Origin of the sequence: Sutterella megalosphaeroides (assembly GCF_003609995.1) — a bacterium.
GTDB lineage: Bacteria > Pseudomonadota > Gammaproteobacteria > Burkholderiales > Burkholderiaceae_F > Sutterella > Sutterella megalosphaeroides.
In genome coordinates, this window is record NZ_AP018786.1 from 306,277 (window position 1) to 322,474 (window position 16,198).

11 protein-coding genes and 1 tRNA gene are annotated in these 16,198 nt (G+C 60.7%); all 12 read left to right on the plus strand.

Annotated features, from left to right (window positions below):
• Position 1 precedes the first annotated feature (1 nt).
• A tRNA-Trp gene (locus S6FBBBH3_RS01430) sits at positions 2-77 on the plus strand.
• A 191-nt stretch (positions 78-268) separates the two neighbouring features.
• Complete coding sequence (secE, locus tag S6FBBBH3_RS01435) at positions 269-655, plus strand: preprotein translocase subunit SecE (protein ID WP_120176065.1); 387 nt, start codon at positions 269-271, stop codon at positions 653-655.
• 16 nt (positions 656-671) lie between these two features.
• On the plus strand, positions 672-1,208 hold the full coding sequence (gene nusG / locus S6FBBBH3_RS01440; RefSeq protein ID WP_120176066.1) for a transcription termination/antitermination protein NusG: 537 nt from the start codon (positions 672-674) through the stop codon (positions 1,206-1,208).
• Between the two features lie 130 nt (positions 1,209-1,338).
• Entirely contained in the window at positions 1,339-1,770 is a 432-nt protein-coding gene (rplK, locus tag S6FBBBH3_RS01445; protein ID WP_120176067.1) for a 50S ribosomal protein L11, read from the plus strand.
• Entirely contained in the window at positions 1,770-2,465 is a 696-nt protein-coding gene (rplA, locus tag S6FBBBH3_RS01450; protein ID WP_120176069.1) for a 50S ribosomal protein L1, read from the plus strand. The genes rplK and rplA overlap by 1 nt, the downstream gene beginning before the upstream one ends.
• A gap of 448 nt (positions 2,466-2,913) precedes the next feature.
• Positions 2,914-3,444, plus strand: a complete 531-nt coding sequence (gene rplJ, locus S6FBBBH3_RS01455; RefSeq protein WP_120176070.1) for a 50S ribosomal protein L10 — start codon at positions 2,914-2,916, stop codon at positions 3,442-3,444.
• A 42-nt stretch (positions 3,445-3,486) separates the two neighbouring features.
• Positions 3,487-3,864, plus strand: a complete 378-nt coding sequence (rplL, locus tag S6FBBBH3_RS01460) for a 50S ribosomal protein L7/L12 (RefSeq protein ID WP_120176072.1) — start codon at positions 3,487-3,489, stop codon at positions 3,862-3,864.
• 291 nt (positions 3,865-4,155) lie between these two features.
• Positions 4,156-8,316, plus strand: coding sequence for a DNA-directed RNA polymerase subunit beta (rpoB, locus tag S6FBBBH3_RS01465; protein WP_120176073.1), 4,161 nt, complete (start codon positions 4,156-4,158; stop codon positions 8,314-8,316).
• A 16-nt stretch (positions 8,317-8,332) separates the two neighbouring features.
• Positions 8,333-12,751, plus strand: a complete 4,419-nt coding sequence (gene rpoC, locus S6FBBBH3_RS01470; RefSeq protein WP_120176075.1) for a DNA-directed RNA polymerase subunit beta' — start codon at positions 8,333-8,335, stop codon at positions 12,749-12,751.
• 273 nt (positions 12,752-13,024) lie between these two features.
• Complete coding sequence (gene rpsL, locus S6FBBBH3_RS01475) at positions 13,025-13,402, plus strand: 30S ribosomal protein S12 (protein ID WP_120176076.1); 378 nt, start codon at positions 13,025-13,027, stop codon at positions 13,400-13,402.
• Positions 13,403-13,561: 159 nt separating this feature from the next.
• Positions 13,562-14,032 carry a 30S ribosomal protein S7 gene (rpsG, locus tag S6FBBBH3_RS01480; RefSeq protein WP_120176077.1) on the plus strand — a complete coding sequence of 157 codons (471 nt, stop codon included), beginning with the start codon at positions 13,562-13,564 and terminating at the stop codon, positions 14,030-14,032.
• A 59-nt stretch (positions 14,033-14,091) separates the two neighbouring features.
• Entirely contained in the window at positions 14,092-16,194 is a 2,103-nt protein-coding gene (gene fusA / locus S6FBBBH3_RS01485) for an elongation factor G (RefSeq protein WP_120176079.1), read from the plus strand.
• The last annotated feature ends 4 nt before the right edge of the window (positions 16,195-16,198 follow it).

Here is a 16,198-nt window from a genome sequence, read left to right on the forward strand (position 1 = left end):
CAGGGGTATAGCTCAATTGGCAGAGCGACGGTCTCCAAAACCGTAGGTTGGGGGTTCGATTCCCTCTGCCCCTGCCACCAAACAAAAAAGCCAAGTCCAGCTAACGCGGACTTGGCTTTTTTCTTGACTAAAAAAAAACGCTCCCTGCGGGATGCAGTGCAAAAGGCAAGTCGTTAAAATGACAAGCTATTTTTGCTGTGGCCGCGGGGTACGTCCCCGGAAGAGTCGCACGGCGCGTGCGGCTCGGGTACACCTGGATGAATGAATCATGACCAACAACCAAAACGTTGAAACGGTGACGAGCAAGTCCGACATCGCGCTCGTGACGCTTGCCGTCCTCTGCGCGATCGCCGGTGTCGTGGCGTTCGCCCTCCTGACGGAGCAGCCGCTCTCGATCCGTCTGGCCTCTCTCGGCGGCGGTCTCGTCCTCGGCGTGCTTCTGGCGTGGGTGAGCCCCTCCGGCAAGCGCCTTTTGGCCTACGGCCGTCAGTCGTACGAAGAACTGCGCCGCGTCGTGTGGCCCACGAAGAAGGAAACGCTCAATACGACCGGCCTCGTCATGGCTTTCGTCGTCGTGATGGCGTTTTTCCTCTTCGTCGTGGACAAGCTCATCGAGCTCGGCCTCTACGACGGCCTCCTTCGTCTTTCCCTTTAACCTTCCGGAGTGACTTATGTCGGACGCCAAGATGCAGTGGTACACCCTCCACGTTTATTCGTCGATGGAAAAGAGCGTCAAAAAAGCTCTGGAAGAACGCATTTCGCACAGCGACCTTCGCGACCAGTTCGGTCAGGTGCTCCTGCCGATCGAACGCGTGCAGGAACTGCGCAACGGCCGCAAGATGACGAGCGAACGCCGCATGTACCCCGGGTACGTCTTCATTGAAATGGAAATGAACGACGCGACGTGGCACCTCGTCAACTCGACCCCCCGCGTGATCGAGTTCCTCGGCAACAACAACCCGGTCGTTCTTTCCGAGAACGAAGTCGCGAACATCCTCAACGCCGCGAGCGTGAGCGCCGAAAAACCCCGTCCCAAGATCGAGTTCGAAGTGGGCGAGACGATCCGCGTCAAGCAGGGCGCCTTCAAGGACTTCACGGGTCGCGTCGAAGGCGTCGACTACGACAAGAGCCGCCTCAACGTGTTCGTGTCGATCTTCGGTCGCGACACGCTCGTCGATCTGGCGTTCAACGAAGTCGAAAAAATCTAAAAAAAGCGGGATTTTGAGTTGCACGCCGAAATTCGTGCGTGTATAGTCTCGCTTCTCGATTCAAACCAACTGGGGAGCTTCCGCGCGCATCGGTTTGCGGCGGGGCGCTTGAACCCAAGAGGAAATTTCAATGGCTAAGAAAATCGTCGGCTTTATCAAGCTGCAGGTTCCTGCCGGTAAAGCCAATCCTTCGCCTCCTATCGGCCCGGCGCTCGGTCAGCGCGGTCTGAACATCATGGAGTTCTGCAAGGCCTTCAACGCTAAGACCCAGGGCATGGAAGCCGGTCTTCCGATCCCGGTCGTGATCACGGCTTACGCGGACAAGAGCTTCACCTTCGTGATGAAGACCCCGCCCGCCACGATCCTGATCAAGAAGGCTGCGAAGATCCAGAAGGGCTCCTCGCGTCCCCACACCGACAAGGTGGGCAAGATCACGCGTGCTCAGGCGGAAGAAATCGCCAAGCAGAAGGAACCCGATCTTACGGCTGCCGACCTTGACGCCGCCGTTCGCACGATCGCCGGCTCCGCTCGTTCCATGGGCATCATTGTGGAGGGTCTGTAATGGCTAAGCTTACGAAGCGTATGCAGGCCCTTCAGGGCAAGGTTGAAGCCGGCAAGGTCTACGCCGCCATCGACGCTCTCAACCTCGTCAAGGCCACCGCCACCGCCAAGTTCGACGAATCCGTCGACGTGGCGATCCAGCTCGGCATCGACCCCCGCAAGTCCGACCAGGCCGTTCGCGGCGCCGTCGTGATGCCGGAAGGCACGGGCAAGTCGGTTCGCGTCGCCGTCTTCACGCAGGGCGCCAACGCCGACGCCGCTCGCGAAGCCGGTGCCGACATCGTCGGTTTCGACGATCTCGCCGCCAAGGTCAAGGCCGGTGAACTCGACTTCGACGTCGTGATCGCCTCGCCCGACGCCATGCGCGTCGTCGGCCAGCTCGGTCAGATCCTCGGCCCGCGCGGCCTCATGCCGAACCCCAAGGTCGGTACCGTGACCCCGAACGTCGCCCAGGCCGTCAAGAACGCCAAGGCCGGTCAGGTCCAGTTCCGCGCCGACAAGGCCGGTATCATTCACGCCCCGATCGGTCGTGCTTCGTTCGAAGCCGAACGTCTGCAGAAGAACCTTGCCGCTCTCGTTGACCAGCTCAACAAGCTCAAGCCCGCTTCTGCCAAGGGCCAGTACCTCCGCAAGGTCGCCGTCTCCTCGACGATGGGCCTCGGCGTTCGCGTTGACATCGGTTCGATCAACGCCTAATCGGTACGCAACTTTTCAGGGGTGGACGCTCCTGTCGGCAACGCTGGAAACGGCGTTGCGACTCCCCCGCAACGGGGAGACGTCCGGGGGAATTCGTTCCCTCTCGAGGTCGTGAGGCCTCAAGGGCTTTGGGTGGCGGGAGGCAACTCCCGCCGCTGTCAAAGACCGCTGGAGAGTTCCGGCGCCGTGTATTCGGGAAAGACAATGGATGCACGCCGTCGGACTTTTAATGGTCTTGTGTCTTCGGACGGAAACTTTCCGAGTACCTTCGAAGGAACCGCCAAGACGTCCAGCGCAGACGGTAAACCGAAGAGAGATATTGCGTTGTGTTTCTTTCGCACCGAGCGATCGGTCGAATACAAAAAACAGCCAAAACTCTCAGAAGTGCGCCGGTTATTTAAACCGGTGTCCGGGATTCGTTTCGGACACCTCTGAGTGGAGCCAGACCGTGGGTCTTAATCGTCAAGATAAAGCGGCTGTCATCGAGGAAGTTGCCGGCATCGTTGCCAACTCTTCCGCGATCGTCATCGCCGAATACCGTGGGCTGAGCGTTGAGGCCGTCACCAAGCTTCGTGCGGAAGCGCGTAAGAATGGTGTGACGTTGCGTGTTGTCAAGAACACGTTGGTTCGCCGTGCCGTGGAAGGTACGGAGTTTGCCGGGCTTGCCGACCAGTTCGTTGGTCCGCTCGTCTACGGCTTCTCCGCCGATCCCGTCGCTGCCGCCAAGGTTCTCGTCAACTTCGCCAAGGGCAATGACAAGCTCGTCATCAAGGGCGGTGCGATGGCCAACTACGTCATGGACGTGGAAGCCGTCAAGAACCTCGCCGAAATGCCGAGCCGCGAAGAGCTCATTGCCAAGTTGATGGCTACGATGAACGAACCTATTGCGAAGTTCGTCCGCACCATCAACGAAGTCCCGGCGCGCTTCGTGCGCACCGTGGCTGCCGTGCGCGATGCCAAGGAACAGGCTGCTGCCTAATTTCATTTTCAAAACAAACACTACGTAATACGGAGCTGTAAAATGGCCCTTACCAATGAAGAAATCCTCGAAGCGATCGCTTCCAAGACCGTCCTCGAAATCTCCGAACTCATCAAGATGATGGAAGAAAAGTTCGGCGTTTCCGCTGCTGCCGCCGCTGTTGCCGTGGCCGCCCCGGCTGCTGGCGCTGCCGCCGCTGCTGAAGAAAAGACGGAATTCGACGTCGTGCTCGAAAACGCCGGCTCGAACAAGATCGCCGTCATCAAGGTCGTCCGCGAAATGACCGGCCTCGGCCTCAAGGAAGCCAAGGACCTCGTCGAAGGCGCTCCCAAGGCTGTCAAGGAAGGCCTCCCGAAGGCCGACGCCGAAGCCGCTGCCAAGAAGCTCGAAGAAGCCGGCGCCAAGGTCGTCCTCAAGTAATTCCGTTTGTTGAATTACTCCGCGGGGCAGGCGATAATGGATCACTGCCCTGCGTCAAAGCCTCCGCAAGGAGGCTTTGATCTAGGTTCCCCTCCTGCATAAACCTTGAAGGAACACAGATCAAAGTCTCTTTCCTTGATGAACCGGTCCCAACACACTGCCCGATGATTTGTTCGCCGCGCGGACTCAGATGCCTGTCTGAAGTGCCGAGCGGCTTTTCGGCGTCCATAGGTTCCGCGTTCCTCCAAGATCCGACTTTTTGGTTCATCCCTAGTGCCGAACGGAGTGTCCATGTCGTACTCGTTCACTGAAAAGAAGCGCATTCGGAAGAGCTTTGCCTCTCGTCCGAGCGTCCTTGAAGTGCCTTCCCTGCTTGATACTCAGCTTCGTTCCTACGAAGAATTCCTGCAGGCGAATGTCGCTCCTGCCGCCCGCAACGCTACCGTCGGGCTTCAGGCAGCATTCTCTTCCATCTTCCCGATCCGCAGCCACAACGGTTACGCTTGCCTCAAGTTCGTCAACTACGAACTCGCCGAGCCCGAGTTCGACGTCGCCGAGTGCCAGTTGCGCGGTCTTACGTTCAGCAGCCGCCTGCGCGCCAAGATTCGTCTCGAGATCTACGATCGCGAAGCCGCGCAGCCGGAAACCGTGAAGGAAATCCGCGAGAACGACGTCTACATGGGCGAAATCCCGCTCATGACGGAGAAGGGCTCCTTCATCGTCAACGGGACCGAGCGCGTTATCGTCAGCCAGCTGCACCGCTCCCCGGGCATTTTCTTCGAGCACGACAAGGGCAAGACTCATTCCTCCGGGAAGCTTCTTTTCTCCGCGCGCGTGATTCCGTACCGCGGCTCCTGGCTTGACTTCGAATTCGACGCGAAGGACATTCTCTACTTCCGCGTCGACCGTCGTCGCAAGATGCCCGGCACGATCCTCCTCAAGGCCATCGGCTTTACGGCCGAGGACATCCTTGCGCGCTTCTTCGACTTCGATCGCTTCACGCTGCGCACCGTCGGCGCCGAACTTCCCTTCGTGGCCGAACGCCTGAAGGGCCAGACCGTCTCCTTCGACATCGAAGGACCCGACGGCAAGATCATCGTGCCCCGCGACAAGCGCATCACCGCCAAGCATGTCCGTGACATGACGAAGGCCGGCATGACCTCGATCGTCGTGCCCGACGAGTACCTGCTCGGTCGCGTGCTCGCCAAGGCGGTCGTCGACTCCGAAGGCGAACTCCTCGCGAACTGCAACGAAGAAATCACCGAAGGTCTTCTCTCGAAGCTTCGCACGGCGGGCGTCGCCCAGATCGAAACGCTCTTCACGAACGAGCTCGACCACGGCGCGTACATCTCCAACACGCTCCGCCTCGACGACACGCCCGATCAGTTCTCGGCTCGCGTGGCGATCTATCGCATGATGCGTCCGGGCGAACCGCCCACGGAAGACGCCGTCGAAACGCTCTTCAAGCGTCTCTTCTTCGATGCCGACGCGTACGATCTGTCGCGCGTGGGCCGCATGAAGGTCAACGCCCGCTTCGGTCGCGACTCGGCCGAAGGCGCGATGACGCTTACGAACGAAGACATCGTCGACACGATGGCTCTTCTCGTCGCGCTTCGCAACGGTCAGGACAACGTCAAGCTCATCGATGAAAACGGTGTCGTGCGCGACTGCGCCGTCAACGGCGTCGACGACATCGACCACCTCGGCAACCGTCGTGTTCGCTGCGTCGGCGAACTCGCCGAAAACCAGTTCCGCTCCGGCCTCGTGCGCGTCGAGCGAGCTGTCAAGGAACGCCTCAACCAGGCCGAAAGCGACGGTTTGACCCCGCAGGACCTCATCAACTCGAAGCCCATCTCCGCGGCCATTCGCGAATTCTTCGGTTCGAGCCAGCTCTCGCAGTTCATGGACCAGACGAATCCGCTCTCCGAAATCACGCACAAGCGTCGTATTTCGGCTCTCGGCCCGGGCGGTCTGACGCGCGAACGCGCGGGCTTCGAAGTCCGCGACGTGCACTCGACCCACTACGGTCGCGTCTGCCCGATCGAAACGCCGGAAGGTCCGAACATCGGTCTGATCAACTCGCTCGCCCTTTACGCCCGCCTCAACGAGTACGGCTTCCTCGAAACGCCGTACCGCAAGGTGATCGACGGCGTTGCGACGCAGGAAATCCATTACCTCTCCGCCATTGAAGAAGGCAAGTACATCATTGCCCAGGCCAATGCGGAAATGGACGACGAAGGGCGTCTCACGCAGGAACTCGTTTCCGCGCGCGACAACGGCGAAACGATCCTTGCTTCGCCCGACCGCATCCAGTACATGGACGTGGCTCCGTCGCAGATCGTTTCGTGCGCCGCGGCGTTGATTCCGTTCCTCGAACACGACGACGCGAACCGTGCTCTGATGGGCGCGAACATGCAGCGTCAGGGCGTGCCGTGCCTCCGACCCGAAAAGCCCGTCGTGGGTACCGGGATCGAACGTACGGTGGCCGTCGACTCGAAGACGACCGTCCAGGCTCGCCGCGGCGGCGTCGTCGACTACGTCGACGCCAACCGCGTGGTTATTCGCGTGAACGACGAAGAGAGCGTGGCCGGTGAAACGGGCGTGGACATCTACAACCTGCAGAAGTTCACCCGCTCGAACCAGTCGACGAACATCAATCAGCGTCCGATCGTCGTGAAGGGCGACCACGTTGCCCGCGGCGACGTGCTCGCCGACGGCGCTTCGACCGACATGGGCGAACTTGCCCTCGGTCAGAACATGCTGATCGCGTTCATGCCGTGGAACGGCTACAACTACGAAGACTCGGTGTTGATCTCCGAACGCGTCGTCGCCGACGACCGCTACACGTCGATCCACATCGAAGAACTCTCGGTTGTTTCCCGCGACACGAAGCTCGGGCCGGAAGAAATCACCCGCGACATCTCGAACCTTTCCGAGAACCAGCTCAACCGCCTCGACGACTCGGGCATCGTCTTCATCGGTGCCGAAGTCAAGGCGGGCGACGTGCTCGTCGGCAAGGTGACGCCGAAGGGCGAAACCCAGCTCACGCCGGAAGAAAAGCTCCTGCGCGTGATCTTCGGTGAAAAGGCCTCCGACGTGAAGGACACGTCGCTGCGCGTTCCCTCGGGCATGACCGGTACCGTGATCGACGTTCAGGTCTTCACGCGCGACGGCGTCAAGCGCGACAAGCGTGCCGAAAGCATCATCGCCGACGAACTCAAGCAGTACCACCGCGACCTCGACGACCAGCTTCGCATCGTCGAACGCGACGCGTTCGACCGTCTGCGTCGTCAGCTCGTGGGCCACAAGGTCGTCTCCACGATGCAGCTCGAAGGGCTCGGCGCGGACGGCGTTCTTACGGCCGACGTCCTCGGTGCGATGCAGGGCTACGACCTCTTCAACCTCCGCATGGAAGAAGAAGCCGCCCAGCACTACATCGAACTCACGAAGCAGGCGATCGAGCACACCCGTGCCGAAAACGCCCGCAAGTACGAGCTCAAGAAGGACAAGCTCACCCGTGGCGACGAACTGCCCCCGGGCGTGCTCAAGATGGTCAAGGTCTACATCGCCGAACGCCGTCGTCTGCAGCCCGGCGACAAGATGGCCGGCCGTCACGGTAACAAGGGTGTGGTCTCGAAGATCTGCCCGGTCGAAGACATGCCGTACATGGCCGACGGTCGTCCCGCCGACATCGTGCTCAACCCGCTCGGCGTTCCGTCCCGTATGAACATCGGTCAGGTTCTCGAAGTGCACCTCGGCTGGGCCGCCAAGGGTATCGGCTGGCGCATCGAAGAAATGCTCAAGACCGAAACGGCTCGTCAGATCCGCTCGTTCCTGAACGAGGTCTACAACCGTACCGGCAAGACCGAAGATCTCGACAGCCTCACGGACGAAGAGATCATGGAACTCGCCCGCAACCTCAAGAACGGCATGCCCTTTGCGACGCCGGTCTTCGACGGTGCGAGCGAAGAGCAGATCCGCATGATGCTCGACCTCGCGTTCCCGGACGACGAAGCTCAGCGCCTCGAACTGACGCCCGCCAAGACGCAGGCGCGTCTCTACGACGGCCGTACGGGGGAACCGTTCGAGCGTCCCGTGACCGTGGGCTACATGCACTACCTGAAGCTCCACCATCTCGTCGACGACAAGATGCACGCCCGTTCCACGGGTCCGTACTCGCTCGTCACGCAGCAGCCGTTGGGCGGCAAGGCCCAGTTCGGCGGCCAGCGTTTCGGCGAAATGGAAGTGTGGGCCCTCGAAGCCTACGGTGCGTCGTACGTCCTGCAGGAAATGCTGACCGTCAAGTCCGACGACGTGAACGGTCGTACGAAGGTGTACGAAAACATCGTCAAGGGCGATCACAAGATCGAAGCGGGTATGCCCGAGTCGTTCAACGTGTTGGTCAAGGAAATCCGGTCGTTGGGTATCGACATCGACCTCGTGAAGAACTGATGAGGAAACTTAAGCGATGAAAACAGCGCTTAACGACATTTTCAACCAGGTCCAGAAGGACGAGCATTTCGATGCGATCCGCATTGGTCTTGCGAGTCCCGAGAAGATCCATTCGTGGTCGTACGGCGAAGTCAAGAAGCCGGAAACGATCAACTACCGTACCCAGAAGCCGGAACGCGACGGTCTTTTCTGCGCCAAGATCTTCGGCCCGACGAAGGACTACGAGTGCATTTGCGGCAAGTACAAGCGCCTCAAGAATCGCGGCGTCATCTGCGAGAAGTGCGGCGTTGAAGTCACGCTCGCCAAGGTGCGTCGCGAACGCATGGGTCACATCGACCTGGCGAGCCCCGTCGCACACATCTGGTTCCTGAAGAGCCTGCCGAGCCGTATGGGCATGGTGCTCGACATCCCGCTGCGCGACATCGAACGCGTTCTTTACTTCGAAGCCTATATCGTTGTCGATCCGGGCCTCTCGACGCTCGAACGCGGTCAGCTGCTCAACGAGGAAGAGTTCATCCAGGCGACGGCCGAATTCGGCGACGACTTCAAGGCCATGATGGGTGCCGAAGCCATCGGCGAACTTCTCCGTACGATCGACATCGACGGCGAAGTCGACCGTCTGCGCGAAGAACTCCGCTCGACCAACTCCGAAGCGAAGATCAAGAAGTACGCCAAGCGCCTCAAGGTCCTCGAAGGCTTCCAGCACTCGGGCATCCGTCCCGAGTGGATGATCCTGACGGTTCTGCCGGTGCTCCCGCCCGACCTGCGTCCTCTCGTGGCGCTCGACGGCGGCCGCTTCGCCACGTCGGACCTGAACGACCTCTACCGTCGCGTCATCAACCGCAACAATCGTCTCAAGCGCCTTCTCGAAATTAAGGCGCCGGACATCATCGTGCGCAACGAAAAGCGCATGCTGCAGGAAGCGGTGGACTCGCTCCTCGACAACGGTCGTCGAGGCAAGGCGATGACGGGCGCCAACAAGCGTCCGCTCAAGTCGCTCGCCGACATGATCAAGGGCAAGTCGGGTCGCTTCCGTCAGAACCTGCTCGGTAAGCGCGTCGACTACTCGGGTCGTTCCGTTATTACCGTCGGTCCGGAACTTCGTCTGCACCAGTGCGGTCTGCCGAAGCTGATGGCGCTTGAGCTCTTCAAGCCCTTCATCTTCAACAAGCTCGTGCTGCGCGGTCTCGCGCCCACGCCGAAGGCCGCCAAGAAGATGGTGGAAAACCAGGAAGCGGTCGTTTGGGACATCCTCGAAGAAGTCATCTTCGAGCACCCCGTGATGCTTAACCGTGCTCCTACGCTGCACCGTCTCGGTATTCAGGCGTTCGAACCGAAGCTCATCGAAGGCAAGGCCATTCAGCTCCATCCGCTCGTTTGCGCGGCGTTCAACGCCGACTTCGACGGCGACCAGATGGCCGTTCACGTCCCGCTCTCGCTCGAAGCTCAGCTCGAAGCGCGCAGCCTCATGATGTCTTCGAACAACGTGCTCTTCCCGGCGAACGGCGACCCGTCGATCGTTCCGTCGCAGGACATGGTGCTCGGTCTCTACTACGCCACGCGCGAACGCATCAACGGCAAGGGCGAAGGCATGTACTTCGCCGACGTCGCCGAAGTTCAGCGTGCCTGGGACAACCACGTCGTCGATCTGCAGACGCGTTGTACGGTTCGCATCCGCGAGTACGACCTCAACAAGCAGACGGGCGAATTGACGCCGAAGGTCGTTCGTTACGAAACGACCGTCGGTCGCGCGCTCCTTTCCGAAATCCTTCCGAAGGGCATGAGCTTCAAGGAGCTCAACATCACCCTGAAGAAGAAGGAAATCGCCAAGCTCATCAACCGTTGCTTCCGCAAGTGCGGTCTCAACGCCACGGTGATCTTCGCCGACCGTCTGAAGGACAACGGCTACCGTCTCTCGACGCGCGCCGGCATCTCAATCTGCGTGGGCGACATGACCGTCCCCGCTCAGAAGGAGCAGCTCGTCCGTGCGGCCGAACAGGAAGTGAAGGAAATCGAGGCGCAGTACACCTCGGGTCTCGTCACGCAGGGCGAACGCTACAACAAGGTGGTCGACATCTGGGGCCGCACCTCCGACCAGGTCGGCAAGGTGATGATGCAGGAACTCTCGACCGAACCCACCATCGACCGTCACGGTCAGAAGGTTCGTCAGGAGTCCTTCAACAGCGTCTACATGATGGCCGACTCCGGGGCTCGAGGCTCCGCCGCTCAGATCCGTCAGCTCGCCGGCATGCGCGGCCTGATGGCCAAGCCGGACGGCTCGATTATCGAAACGCCGATTACCGCGAACTTCCGCGAAGGTCTGAACGTTCTGCAGTACTTCATCTCGACCCACGGTGCTCGTAAGGGTCTGGCCGACACGGCTCTGAAGACCGCGAACTCGGGTTACCTGACGCGTCGTCTCGTCGACGTGACGCAGGACCTCGTGGTGGTCGAGGACGATTGCCATACGACGCACGGCGTTGAAATGCGCGCGCTCGTCGAAGGCGGTGAAGTCATCCAGGCGCTGCGCGACCGCGTGCTCGGTCGCGTGACGGCGGTTGACGTCATCAACCCCGACACGAACGAAGTCGCCATCGCCGCCGGCACCCTCATCGACGAAGATCTGTGCGATCTCATCGACGAGCTCGGCATCGACATGGTCAAGGTCCGCACGCCGCTCACCTGCGAAACGCGTTACGGCCTTTGCGCGAAGTGCTACGGTCGCGACCTCGGCCGCGGCTCGATCGTCAACGCGGGCGAATCCGTGGGCGTCATCGCCGCTCAGTCGATCGGCGAACCGGGCACGCAGCTTACGATGCGTACGTTCCACATCGGTGGTGCCGCGTCGCGTGCCGCCGTCGCCTCGAGCATCGAAGCGAAGTCGGCCGGTACGATCCAGTACTCGCCCGCCATGCGCTACGTGAAGTCCTCGAAGGGCGAACTCGTCGTCATTTCCCGCTCGGGCGAAGTGATCGTGACCGAACACGGCCGCGAACGCGAACGCCACAAGGTGCCTTACGGCGCCACGATGCTCGTCCGTCCGGATCAGGAAATCCGCGCCGGCCAGCAGCTCGCGACGTGGGACCCGATGACGCGTCCGATCATTTCGGAGTACGCCGGTCGCATCAAGTTCGAGAACGTGATCGAAAACGTCACGGTCATGAACCAGGTCGACGAAGTGACGGGTCTCTCGAGCCTCGTCGTCATCGACCCGAAGAAGACCACGACGAAGTCGGGCAAGGCGAGCTCCGCGGGCATTCTCCGTCCGTTGGTGCACCTCATCGACGAAAACGGCAACGAAGTGAAGATCCCGGGTACGGACCATTCCGTGACGATTCAGCTGCCGGTGGGCGCCTTCGTGGTGATCCGCGACGGTCAGGAAATCGGCATGGGCGAAGTGCTCGCGCGTATCCCGACCGAATCGCAGAAGACCCGAGACATTACCGGCGGTCTGCCGCGAGTGGCCGAACTCTTCGAAGCCCGCAGCCCGAAGGATGCCGGCATGCTCGCCGAAGTGACGGGTACCGTCACGTTCGGTAAGGAAACGAAGGGCAAGCAGCGTCTCATCATCACCGACAGCGAAGGCAACGCGCACGAAACGCTCATCAGCAAGGACAAGACCGTTCTCGTTCACGACGGTCAGGTCGTGCAGAAGGGCGAAGAGGTGGTCGACGGTCCGGTGGATCCGCACGACATCCTGCGTCTGCTCGGTATCGAAGAGCTCGCTCGCTACATCGTCGACGAAGTTCAGGACGTGTACCGTCTGCAGGGCGTGAAGATCAACGACAAGCACATCGAAGTGATTGTTCGTCAGATGCTGCGCCGCGTTCAGATCACCGATCCGGGCGACACGAACTTCATCCAGGGCGAACAGGTCGAACGCTCCGAAATGCTCGACGAGAACGATCGCGTGATCGCGCTCGGCAAGCGTCCGGCGTCGTACGACAACGTGCTCCTCGGTATCACGAAGGCCTCGCTCTCGACGGACAGCTTCATCTCGGCCGCTTCGTTCCAGGAAACGACGCGCGTTCTGACGGAAGCCGCCATCATGGGCAAGCGCGACGAACTGCGCGGCCTGAAGGAAAACGTGATCGTCGGTCGCCTGATTCCTGCCGGTACGGGTCTTGCCTACCACAAGGCTCACAAGGAAAAGGAACTTGCCGAACGCATCGAGCGCGAAACGGCCGATCCGATCGAGTCGCCCTTCGAAGGCGACGCACCGGTCGCTCCCGCCGCTCCGGTCGTGCAGGATCCGTTCTTCTTCGTGAACTTCCAGGAAGACGCCGAACATCCGATCACCTTCCGTGATCCGGAACCCGAGCCCGAAGGCGAGGGTGAAGGCGAAGCCGCGGCTCAGCCCGAAGGCGAAGCCAAGGCCAAGGCCGAAGCTCCGGCCGAAGCTCCGAAGGCCGAAGAGCCCAAGCAGGAAGAGTAAAGCGAGCAGGGGAGTCCGCCCGAGAGGGCGGCTCTCCGATCGGAACGCTTTCCCGACCGCCCCTTCTCGCGAAGGGGCGGTTTGTTTTTATTGAAAAATATCGCGCGGCCTCGCTTGACAGCGCCTGCGCTATGACCGAAAATCACGTGCTTTCCAGAGTGGGATCAGACCCGCCGCGATCTTCGGACCGCAAAAAGTCCCCCGTTCCGGAAAGTTGAGTAAAAACCTGAGCCCTCCGCCCCCGGCGGTCGGCCAATTTTTAGACGGACGTTTATGCCTACTATCAACCAGCTTGTTCGCAAGCCCCGCGAGCTCACTCGCGACAAGAGCAAGAGCCCCGCGCTGAAGAACTGCCCGCAGAAGCGTGGCGTTTGCACGCGCGTGTACACCACGACCCCGAAGAAGCCGAACTCGGCTCTCCGTAAGGTCGCCAAGGTGCGTCTGACCAACGGCTTCGAGGTCATCTCCTACATCGGCGGTGAAGGCCACAACCTGCAGGAACACTCGGTCGTCCTCATCCGCGGCGGTCGTGTGAAGGACCTTCCGGGTGTGCGTTACCACATCGTCCGCGGCTCCCTCGACACGCAGGGCGTCAAGGATCGTAAGCAGGCCCGTTCCAAGTACGGTGCCAAGCGCCCGAAGGCCGCTTAATTCCATTCGCGGTGACACACCGTGGAGAAACGGTCGGGTTCACCGGTTGAGCCGACCGAGTAAGTCGCGGTCCATGGGACCGCTCATGAAACATTTGCACGTATTCCCGCACTTTGAAATGGGAACGTGCATAGACTGAAGACACGAAAGAGGTAAAAAATGCCCCGTCGTCGCGAAGTTCCGAAACGCGAAGTGCTGCCCGATCCCAAGTTCGGCAGCGTTGAAATCACCAAGTTCATCAACGTGATCATGCTTGACGGCAAGAAGGCCGTGGCCGAACGTATCGTTTACGGCGCCCTCACGCAGATCGAAGAAAAGTCCGGCAAGAACGCCCTGGAAGTCTTCACCACCGCTCTCAACAACGTCCGTCCGTTGGTGGAAGTCAAGTCCCGCCGCGTCGGTGGTGCCAACTACCAGGTCCCGGTTGAAGTCCGCCCCGTCCGCCGTATGGCTCTCGCCATGCGCTGGCTCCGCGAAGCGGCCAAGAAGCGTTCTGAAAAGTCCATGCCGCAGCGCTTGGCTGGCGAGTTGCTCGACGCGGCCGAAGGCCGTGGCGGCGCCATGAAGAAGCGTGACGAAGTCCATCGTATGGCTGAAGCCAACAAGGCCTTCTCGCACTTCCGCTTCTAATTCGCATCTTGCCGCACACGGCCCCGGGCCGTGTGCGGCGTATTTGAGAGGAACCTTAAATGGCTCGTCAAACCCCGATCTCGCGTTACCGCAACATCGGTATTTCCGCCCACATCGACGCGGGCAAGACCACCACGTCCGAACGCATTCTGTTCTACACGGGCGTCAATCACAAGATTGGCGAAGTGCACGACGGTGCCGCCACGATGGACTGGATGGAACAGGAGCAGGAACGCGGCATCACGATTACCTCGGCTGCCACGACCGCCTTCTGGCGCGGCATGGAAATGCAGTGGGAACCGTACCGCCTCAACATCATCGACACCCCGGGCCACGTCGACTTCACGGTCGAAGTGGAACGCTCGATGCGCGTCCTTGACGGCGCCTGCATGGTTTACTGTGCGGTCGGCGGCGTTCAGCCCCAGTCGGAAACGGTGTGGCGTCAGGCCAACAAGTACCGCGTTCCCCGCCTCGCGTTCGTCAACAAGATGGACCGTACCGGCGCCAACTTCTTCAAGGTCTACGACCAGATGAAGAAGCGCCTCCAGGCGAACCCCGTGCCCATCGTCGTGCCGATCGGCGCCGAAGACCAGTTCGAAGGCGTGGTCGACCTCATCAAGATGAAGGCGATCATCTGGGACGACAAGTCTCAGGGCATGAAGTTCGAATACCAGGACATCCCCGCCAACCTTCAGGCCACGGCCGAAGAATGGCGTGAAAAGATGATCGAAAGCGCCGCCGAAGCTTCCGAAGAGCTGATGAACAAGTACCTCGAAGAGGGCACCCTCTCCGAAGAAGACATCATCGCCGGCCTCCGTCAGCGCACGATCGCCTGCGAAGTGCAGCCGATGCTCTGCGGTACCGCCTTCAAGAACAAGGGCGTTCAGCGCATGCTTGACGCCGTCGTTCAGTTCCTCCCGGCTCCGACCGACATTCCGCCGGTCCCGGGCTTCGACCTCGACGACAACGAAGTTACCCGTGAAGCGAGCGACGACGCTCCCTTCTCGGCTCTCGCTTTCAAGATCATGACCGACCCCTACGTCGGCCAGCTCACGTTCTTGCGCGTCTACTCCGGCGTTCTCAACTCCGGCGACACGGTTCTCAACTCCGTGAAGAACAAGAAGGAACGTATCGGTCGACTCCTCCAGATGCACGCCAACGAACGTAAGGAAATCAAGTTCGTTGAAGCCGGCGACATCGCCGCCGCCGTGGGTCTGAAGGACGTGACGACGGGCGACACGCTCTGCGCGATCGAAGCCCCGATCATCCTCGAACGCATGGAATTCCCGGAACCTGTTATTTCGCAGGCCGTGGAACCCAAGACGAAGGCCGACCAGGAAAAGATGGCTCTCGCCCTCAACCGCCTGGCTCAGGAAGACCCGTCGTTCCGCGTTCGTACGGACGAAGAATCCGGCCAGACGATTATTTCGGGTATGGGCGAACTCCACCTTGAAATTCTCGTCGACCGCATGAAGCGCGAATTCAACGTCGAAGCGACCGTCGGCAAGCCCCAGGTGGCCTACCGCGAAACGATCCGCTCCGTCGTCGAAAACGCCGAATGCAAGTTCGCCAAGCAGTCGGGCGGCCGCGGCCAGTACGGTCACGTGGTTCTCAAGCTCGAACCGCTCGAACCCGGTAAGGGCTTCGAATTCGTCGACGCCATCAAGGGCGGCGTGGTTCCCCGTGAATACATCCCGGCCGTTGAAAAGGGCGTGGAAGACACGCTCAAGGCGGGTGTGCTCGCCGGCTTCCCGGTCGTCGACGTGAAGGTCACGCTCCACTTCGGTTCGTACCACGAAGTCGACTCGAACGAAAACGCCTTCAAGATGGCCGCTTCGATGGCCTTCAAGGACGGTATGCGCAAGGCCAACCCCGTGCTCCTCGAGCCGATCATGGCCGTTGAAGTCGAAACGCCCGAAGAAAAGATGGGCGACGTCATGGGCGACCTTTCGTCCCGTCGCGGCGTCATCCAGGGCATGGACGACCTCGTCGGCGGCGGCAAGAGCATCAAGGCCGAGGTTCCCCTCGCCGAAATGTTCGGCTACGCCACGCAGCTCCGCTCGCTCACGCAGGGCCGTGCGACCTACACGATGGAATTCAAGCACTACGCTGAAGCTCCGCGCAACGTCGCCGAAGCCGTCATCGCTGACAAGGCGAAGTAATCTA

Excerpts from the sequence above, each read along its gene's own strand:
- secE (WP_120176065.1), top strand. The coding sequence starts at position 269 with ATGACCAACAACCAAAACGTTGAAACGGTGACGAGCAAGTCCGACATC.
- nusG (WP_120176066.1), top strand. The coding sequence starts at position 672 with ATGTCGGACGCCAAGATGCAGTGGTACACCCTCCACGTTTATTCGTCG.
- rplK (WP_120176067.1), top strand. The coding sequence starts at position 1,339 with ATGGCTAAGAAAATCGTCGGCTTTATCAAGCTGCAGGTTCCTGCCGGT.
- rplA (WP_120176069.1), top strand. The coding sequence starts at position 1,770 with ATGGCTAAGCTTACGAAGCGTATGCAGGCCCTTCAGGGCAAGGTTGAA.
- rplL (WP_120176072.1), top strand. The coding sequence starts at position 3,487 with ATGGCCCTTACCAATGAAGAAATCCTCGAAGCGATCGCTTCCAAGACC.
- rpoB (WP_120176073.1), top strand. The coding sequence starts at position 4,156 with ATGTCGTACTCGTTCACTGAAAAGAAGCGCATTCGGAAGAGCTTTGCC.
- rpoC (WP_120176075.1), top strand. The coding sequence starts at position 8,333 with ATGAAAACAGCGCTTAACGACATTTTCAACCAGGTCCAGAAGGACGAG.
- rpsL (WP_120176076.1), top strand. The coding sequence starts at position 13,025 with ATGCCTACTATCAACCAGCTTGTTCGCAAGCCCCGCGAGCTCACTCGC.
- rpsG (WP_120176077.1), top strand. The coding sequence starts at position 13,562 with ATGCCCCGTCGTCGCGAAGTTCCGAAACGCGAAGTGCTGCCCGATCCC.
- fusA (WP_120176079.1), top strand. The coding sequence starts at position 14,092 with ATGGCTCGTCAAACCCCGATCTCGCGTTACCGCAACATCGGTATTTCC.